Here is a 7,204-nt window from a genome sequence, read left to right as displayed (position 1 = left end):
CCCCTCCCCACAAGGCCGGTATCAATACCCGCAGCTGGGAAGAGGCTCTGTTTGAAAATATGCCGGTAGCTGCTGCCGTTACTTTGCTGACCAAATTGCAAAGCGATGTCCGTTATGCGGAAGGCGAAGTGCTGAACAACCTGTTGAGCAGCGTCGATGTAGGCGACTACCGTGTAAACCAGATCAGAGCCCAGGTAATACCTGAAAGCCAGATCGTGATGCGCGGAAGCCAATATAAAGCGAACATCGTCCTGTCGGCCGTCGACTCAACCAAGCGTCCTACCGTTTTTGTCAACGGAAAGGAACTGCCGGAAGACAGCCATGGCCTGTTCACCGCAGTGGCAGGTACCCCGGGCACCTATCCGATCAAAGGATATATCGAAATGCCTAACAACGACGGTAGCGTAATGCGCCAAAACTTCGAAAGCGAATATTTCGTGACCGAACCGAGTGCCACCGTTGCACCGCTGTTGATGAACGTATTATATGCCGGTATCGCCAATGATATGCGTATCGCCGTTCCGGGTGTACCGAGCGGAAACATTACGGCTACCATGACCAACGGAACCCTGACCCGCAAAGGCGATATCTGGGAAGCCCGTCCGTCGAAAGTGGGAACCGACGCCGTCATATCCGTCAACGCACGCATGGCCGACGGCCGCAGTGTGGAAATGGCAAAGAACACCTTCCGTGTACGTGCCCTGCCCGACCCGATGCCATACATCGAGTATAAGGATCAGAACGGCAACGTGCGTAAGTTCCGCGGCGGTAACATGACCAAGCGTAACCTGGTCGAAACAGAAGTCCTGCAGGCTGCTATCGATGACGATATATTGAACATCAAATTTAACGTATTACGTTTCGAACTGCTCTTCTTCGACTCTATGGGAAATGCCATACCTGAAGTATCTCAGGGTGCTAGCTTCTCGGACGGCCAGAAAGACAGGATACGTCGTTTGACAAGAGGCAAACGCTTTTTCATTAGAGGTGTAGTAGCCAAAGGCCCCGATGGTCTGGAACGTACCCTCACACCGATCGAAGTCATTGTAAATTAGTAGGGGCGGTTCGCGAACCGCCCTCATAACAAATATAAAATATGAAACGTTTTTATTACATACTGGCAATTGCAAGCGCTCTGTTCTTCACAGCCACCTCGATTCAGGCTCAGGAAGAAACAGGCAACACCCAGCAACGGGCAAGAAGAAGCCCGCAGGCCACCCGCGGAGAACGGGCTTCTGATAAAAAAGACACCGGTATGCCCGAACTGACCGTACGGGCACAGGATATGAACGAGCGTATGACACAGGAAGTGGGTAACGCCCGCTGGATGCGTGTCATGCTACGTCAGATAGACCTGATGAAGGAAAAGAACGCTCCGCTATATTATCCGGTTACTCCGATGAACGGACAGATGAACCTTTTCTCCATCATCTTCAGTCTGATCAGCGAAGGCAAAATAGATGCATACCAGTATGAAGACGGTTACGAAGATTTCAGCGAAGGCAATAAGATAGACCTGAAAAAGATGCTCGACAGCTTCGGTATCTATTACGAAGAGGTGCCCGGAAGAGGAACCGAAGGAACCACATTCGTCATTAACGAAAGCGACATACCTTCTGAAACCGTTCGTAGTTATTACGTAAAAGAGGCTTGGTATTTCGACCAGAATAACTCCGTCTTCGATGTAAAGACACTGGCCATCTGTCCGATCATGACAAGTTCGGGTGATGTGGGTGAAGTCACCATGCCGATGTTCTGGGTTCCTTACGAAAGTATCCGTCCATATATCAACACCGCATTCATCATGACGTCCAACATCAACAATGCCATGACGTTCACCATCGATGATTATTTCCGCCGCCGTATGTTCGAAGGAGATATCATCAAGACACAAAACCTGATGAACTTGCCGTTGCAGGCTTATTGCCCTACTCCGGACTCATTGAAAAGAGAGCAGGATCGTATCGAAGGACAACTGGTAGCCTTTGAAAAGTCTCTCTGGTTCCAGCCTGACACAACCCAGGTAGAAGACCCGAAAGCAGCTAAGAAGGCAACTAAAGCCTCAGCCCGCGGACAGAAAGGAGCCACTACCGAAAAGGCAGTCAAAGAAAAGACAGTCAAGACAAAAGCTCCGAAAGCCGAGAAGTCCTCTCCGGTTCGCAGCGTACGTCGCAGAAGATAAAATATCGTTCCCGTAAGAACACAAAAGAGGCTGTTAACAGAATTAACAGCCTCTTTCTGTTTCACCCCATCATCTTTAGCAACCAACTCCCGGTTGCATACAACATCAACGCGTATCCGGCTGTGATGGCAAGCTGTTGCCGGAATTCTCCCCGGAACCGTTTCCGCATCCCGAGAGTGTCAGCAACGCTCCGATCGAGGCTAGGACGATTTCGGTATGGTCCGCCCACAAGGCCGTCATTCCCAGTATCACCAGGTACCACACGAACCACTTCCGGCTGATTGTCCGGCATAGCCACTTCTTCTTTTTTCCCATTTGTCTCCTTCTTTTTCAGGTTCAACAAAAAGCCCAGCAGGGCTCTGATAAATTGCAAGATTTGTCTTAGTTTGTTCATTGTCGTAAATGTTTATTGTCAATAATACTATTTAGGGCGGTTCGCCAACCGCCCCTACGCCGCCCTGCCCTGCATCCAATCATGCATGTCTTTTAATGTCACGATCTTTTCGTAAATGGCAACAAGGTTACGGCGATACAGTTCACGGTTGTCACCGTTCTGCTCGCTGATGTAGGGGCTGTAGGCGATCTCTTTCGCATAAGCTTCGGGCTGGCGGCTGAAGCTCCAGGCACGACGGTAGCCGGTACGGATCAGGCGGGCAAAGTCGAGGAAAGAAAACTCAGCCCCGCCATATTCGCGAAAATAATGCTTCCCGTTCACCCCTTCCAGGGTAGCCCTTCCCCCGTGCCAATAACCGTTAGACGCGCCATAGGCCATGATACCGAAATAGTTATGATGTTTCGTCGCCAAATGCGAAGTGCCCCATCCGCTCTCCAACGCACCCTGCGCCAGGATCATCAGCGGGTTCATGTCATACGTCCAACCGGCCTTTTCGGCTGCCGGCAGACAGGCTTGCAAATACTGTACCTGTTTATCCATTTTATCTATCATTTTATGGGTTATTTATTTGTATATCAGCAGTATATTTTGTAAATTCAAGGCATGTAAACCTTCAATAACAAACGATATGGAAAATTCATTCAATCAGAACAGGGTCTGGGGATGGGGTGAGCTCGCCCTGCAATATTTTCCCAATATTTCTCAGAAAAGTGCCACGATGCAGCTACTGAAATGGGTACGCGTAAGCGACAAGCTCGTCGACGAACTGGAAACATCCGGTTGGCACCCCGGAAAGAAATATCTGACACCCAGACAGAAAGATTATATCGTCGGCCACCTAGGAGAGCCTTAAAACGGCTCTCCCCCTTATCTCTCCTGTGCCTACTCGATGACCGGGCGATCGTCTTCGCCACCGCCCCCTCCGCCTTCACCGCCGCCTGTGTTGTCGGACGGTTCAGGGATCTTTTCAAAGGAATAGTTGTTGATCGAATCGCGCAACAGCTTACCGGGACGGAACACGATGCGCTTGCTTTTGATCAATGCCTGGTTGAACTCCTTCTTCGTTGCCGTACCGGTACTACCGAACTGCAACTGGAAATTACCCAGTTCGCCCACCTGTACGACCTCCCCTTTCCCCAGACTACGTTTCATCACCTCGATCAGCGAGTCGAGAATCAACCGCACATCACCCGGTGAGGCGGTAGACGACAGCGAAATCAGGTCGCATAATTCATACATCCCGCAGGTACCCGCCGCTTTCGCATTGGCATAATACAACTTGCTGTCTTCCGCAGCCCCTTTGCGCATGTCCTTGCGCAACACTAATGTGTACTTTGCTGGCATAATCAGTTAGTTTTTTAAGTAAAACATCTTGTTTATTAATCACATAACAAAGATACAACCAGCCCCGCCCGGCTAGCGGAAAGCAGCGGAAGGAGAAGGGGAGAGTGGAAGGATAGGGAAGAAGGAGGAAAAACAAGACAAGAAGCAGCCCCTCTGTCAGACCTTTCGCCTCACCTTCCACCAAGCCTTTCTCCCGACCAATGTGTTCAGCCGAAGCTATTGTATTATAATAACCCTATAACGTATCCCCCACCACCCTATAGGGTATTCCTTCGTAGGTTATAGGGTGTTGCAGGTTTCGTTATAGGGTAGACATCTGATTAATAGATATTTGAAAGAGCAAAGGACACAAAAGGACAAAAAGGACACCGCCACAATTTCAGGCGGCGGGGGTGATCGTTTTACGATAGAGGCCGGGAGACAGACGGGTGATGTAGGCCGGCTCCAGACGCGAAAGATGGCGGCGGACGGTGCGGTCGCTGATCCCTACCGACTGGGTGAGCGCATAGAGGTCGGAGAGATTGAACTCGGCAGGCAGGCGGTCGAAGATCTGGCGGAAATAATCCGGACAGGATAGTTCGGGTGTCTCGTCGGAAGTCCTCAGCTGCGTCATCAAGAGGCGGCTATGTTCGAGGCAGACATCCACGATGGCCAGGGCGGCACGGAAATGCGCGGCACTGCAATATTGCTTATCCACTCCGTAATCGAGCGAGGCTACCGAGAGAGCCGTGAAGATCATACAGAGGCGGTAAGCCATCAGGCCGTGACGCTTCACGGCACCCAGGAAACTCTCGTCGCCAAACACATCCGTTTCGTGCAGCAGACGGCCGAAATGAAGGTTGAGCTCCTGCCATTGCTCCAGGGTGAGCAACACCTGCAAAGGACGCTTGCGCAACGCTAAAGCAATCTCCATGACCCGTTCGGACAACGAGCCGAGATAGCTGTCGAAATGAATCGCTTCGCCTGCCGACGATACGTCTTGCCATACCGCCTGGCCCCGACAGGTGTAGAGCAGCAGACGGCTGGCAAAGCCATTTTCCGCATCCGGTACCAACCGCGAGAACTGTCCCGGCGTACCGGCCAGCAAAACAGCCAGATAGGGACGGTCGATACGGATCATCTCGTTGTCGGTCTTGCGCGACGAGGCGATAGGTTCATGCTGGAAAGCCTTACGCAGCAGATCGTCGAACTGGCCATAGTCCTGCCGGGTGGCGCCGATCAGGGTATCGATCTCGCTATCCGCCATCAGACCGCCCAGCGGCCCGTTCTCGGCCAGATGCACCAGTAGCTTGGCTTTGGTGATCTGGGTGGGGATAAAGAAATAGCAGACGGAAGCTTTCTGCGGGGCGTCGGCCACCTTTACCGGCTGTTTCTTCTGATGGGCAACCGTCTTCTTCAGCTCCCATTCTTCGAGAGCCTGCAGGTATTCGTCCTCCTTACGCTTCGTCTCTATCTCGATCAGCGAAGCATAACGGTCGGCCAGGTGGCGCATATCGTCGATACAACCTTTGCCGGTAGCCGGGGGAGCCACTTCGACCGTGAAAAGATGGGGATAAATACGCCGGCGGTTATACACACCCCACACGCCCGGCAGGCAGGCACTCAAAACGGTACAGGCTGCCAGAAAAGCCATGTCGCGTTCCCGACGGTCGGTATAGAAACGGATGGCGTCGGCCAGCAAAGAGGGCAGGTCGTCGGTGATCGTTTCTGGTAGAAAAGGGGTACGTTCGCGTAGTTCCTCGCCCGAAATTGTGGCGGTGTCCTTTTTGTCCTTTTGTGTCCTTCCGGTATTCGGGCGGGTATCATGTTCGCAGGCATTACCCTGATATGCAGACGATAAGGCCTGCATAATTTCATCTTCGGAAAAGTCGGACACATGCAACAGGGGTACGCAAAAACGGGCTGTTTCCTCCCGACTGAATCCACGGCGGTTGGCTTCGCAGCCGAGCCGGTAGACGGTGTGATTGCGGTTACCTTCGAGGGCGGGATGGCTGCGCAGCCAGTTGTGTACAAACACCTGTGCGGGAGCGACAGAGGCAGGGGAAAAGGTTTCGGCTTCGGGATTATACCAGGCTTCGGGATCGTCGCTGACGTAACAGCAGCGGCAGATATCCTTGCAGGCACGGTCGGCCGTGAAGCCCGAGGCCTGCTCGTAGCAGGCCGCCACCGCTGCGAAAGCGGCGGCATGTTGTTCGCGTCCGGTATCGACTGCGACAAACACTTTCAGTCCCTGCCCGCCGGGGCTGACGAAAAGGGCCAACGTAAAGGCCAGTCCACGGAAAAGGGAGGCCAGTGCAACCGGGTCGGGCACATGGTCGAAATCGAGGCCTATAACACGGCTGTAGGCCTTCAACTGGTTGGCACGGTGGCCGCCGTCGAATAGTCCCGACGGAGTAAAACCGGACAGTTGGGTTTTCAGCTGCGCGGCTCCTTCTTTATTTCCGGTAGCCAGGGCTGCGCGGTAAGCGGTTATTTCACGTTCCCAGCGGCGGGTACGGATCAGGATGATGATCTCTTCAAGGGTCAGGGGGTTGGAAGACGGTAGGTAAAGTCTCTCAAAAAAGGATACGGAGGGTGATGTATTCATAATACTAAGTGTTATGGCTATAAAGCCGGTTTGTATATTCGAAAGATACACAATCCTCCTGACAGGAAAAGGCATTAAAAAAGACCGGCTGCAAAAGGTCTGAAGGTTGTCTGAAGAGGCCTGCCCCATCCGGCAACGGCAAGAGCTTCGGCAATCCGGTCGTTTTTAATGCGGAGAGGGGTAAAATTTATTTACCGATTTTCTTCTCTTCTTCCGACATATAGTAATGTCGCAGGATAGTACCCCGTGTGGCCTCAAAATCAAAGATATCGAACATCAGATGGAGAAGCTTTCCGGCATGCGTTTCACCGGTACGCTTCTTCAGGCGGTCATTCGTCTTTCCCATTTCGTAAGCGATCTGTATATGTTCCATCGTGGGCACATACTGGCGGTCTTCGGGATAGATCACTGCGGCACCGAGATACTCCCTGAGGAGCTGTTTATAATGCTTCAGTAGCCGTTCATTACTACGCGACAGTCTGCCGTCAATTTGTTTCATCCGGCGAAGCCGTTCGATTTCACTGTGCAGCGCTTCCAATGAGGAAGAGACTGCCAAAGAGGATTGTTTTTTTTCATCTTGTTGGATGTTTATGTTTGAATGTTTGCTAACGACGAAACCCCGGAAGACGAATCCTCCGGGGTTTGTTTTTGTCTGTTGTTGCTCTTCACAGAGATCGAACAGAAGAACTTTATTTCA

Annotated in this window: 8 protein-coding genes; 3 read left to right on the top strand and 5 right to left on the bottom strand. The window is 52.0% G+C overall.

Translation table 11 applies throughout. The annotated features are described in order from the left end of the window. The coding region (gldM, locus tag QZ076_RS21675) for a gliding motility protein GldM (RefSeq protein WP_293717191.1) at positions 1-1,055 on the top strand (1,055 nt) is incomplete at its 5' end. Positions 1,056-1,096: 41 nt separating this feature from the next. After that, a complete protein-coding gene (gldN, locus tag QZ076_RS21670; RefSeq protein WP_293717190.1) occupies positions 1,097-2,182 on the top strand; it encodes a gliding motility protein GldN in 1,086 nt (361 codons plus the stop codon). 61 nt (positions 2,183-2,243) lie between these two features. On the opposite strand, the gene QZ076_RS21665 is transcribed toward gldN, so the two are convergent. Then, a complete protein-coding gene (locus tag QZ076_RS21665; protein WP_293717189.1) occupies positions 2,244-2,576 on the bottom strand; it encodes a hypothetical protein in 333 nt (110 codons plus the stop codon). Positions 2,577-2,630: 54 nt separating this feature from the next. After that, entirely contained in the window at positions 2,631-3,116 is a 486-nt protein-coding gene (locus QZ076_RS21660; protein ID WP_293717188.1) for a glucosaminidase domain-containing protein, read from the bottom strand. Positions 3,117-3,204: 88 nt separating this feature from the next. Here QZ076_RS21660 and QZ076_RS21655 point away from each other — a divergent pair, with 88 nt between their 5' ends. Next, positions 3,205-3,429, top strand: a complete 225-nt coding sequence (locus QZ076_RS21655; protein WP_293717187.1) for a DUF4248 domain-containing protein — start codon at positions 3,205-3,207, stop codon at positions 3,427-3,429. 29 nt (positions 3,430-3,458) lie between these two features. Here QZ076_RS21655 and QZ076_RS21650 read toward each other — a convergent pair whose 3' ends face one another. From QZ076_RS21650 to QZ076_RS21640, 3 genes are all read right to left on the bottom strand, one after another. Next, positions 3,459-3,920 carry an HU family DNA-binding protein gene (locus QZ076_RS21650; protein ID WP_293717186.1) on the bottom strand — a complete coding sequence of 154 codons (462 nt, stop codon included), beginning with the start codon at positions 3,918-3,920 and terminating at the stop codon, positions 3,459-3,461. Positions 3,921-4,299: 379 nt separating this feature from the next. Then, positions 4,300-6,507 (bottom strand): DUF3987 domain-containing protein, encoded by a 2,208-nt coding sequence (locus QZ076_RS21645; protein WP_293717185.1) that lies wholly within the window; start codon positions 6,505-6,507, stop codon positions 4,300-4,302. Positions 6,508-6,694: 187 nt separating this feature from the next. Further along, the gene (locus tag QZ076_RS21640) at positions 6,695-7,063 is read right to left on the bottom strand and encodes a hypothetical protein (protein WP_293717184.1); all 369 of its coding nucleotides are present in this window, start codon (positions 7,061-7,063) and stop codon (positions 6,695-6,697) included. Between the last annotated feature and the right edge of the window lie 141 nt (positions 7,064-7,204).

The sequence above is a fragment of the uncultured Parabacteroides sp. genome (assembly GCF_905196875.1).
Lineage (GTDB): Bacteria > Bacteroidota > Bacteroidia > Bacteroidales > Tannerellaceae > Parabacteroides.
This window is presented reverse-complemented; position numbering and strand designations above follow the sequence as displayed.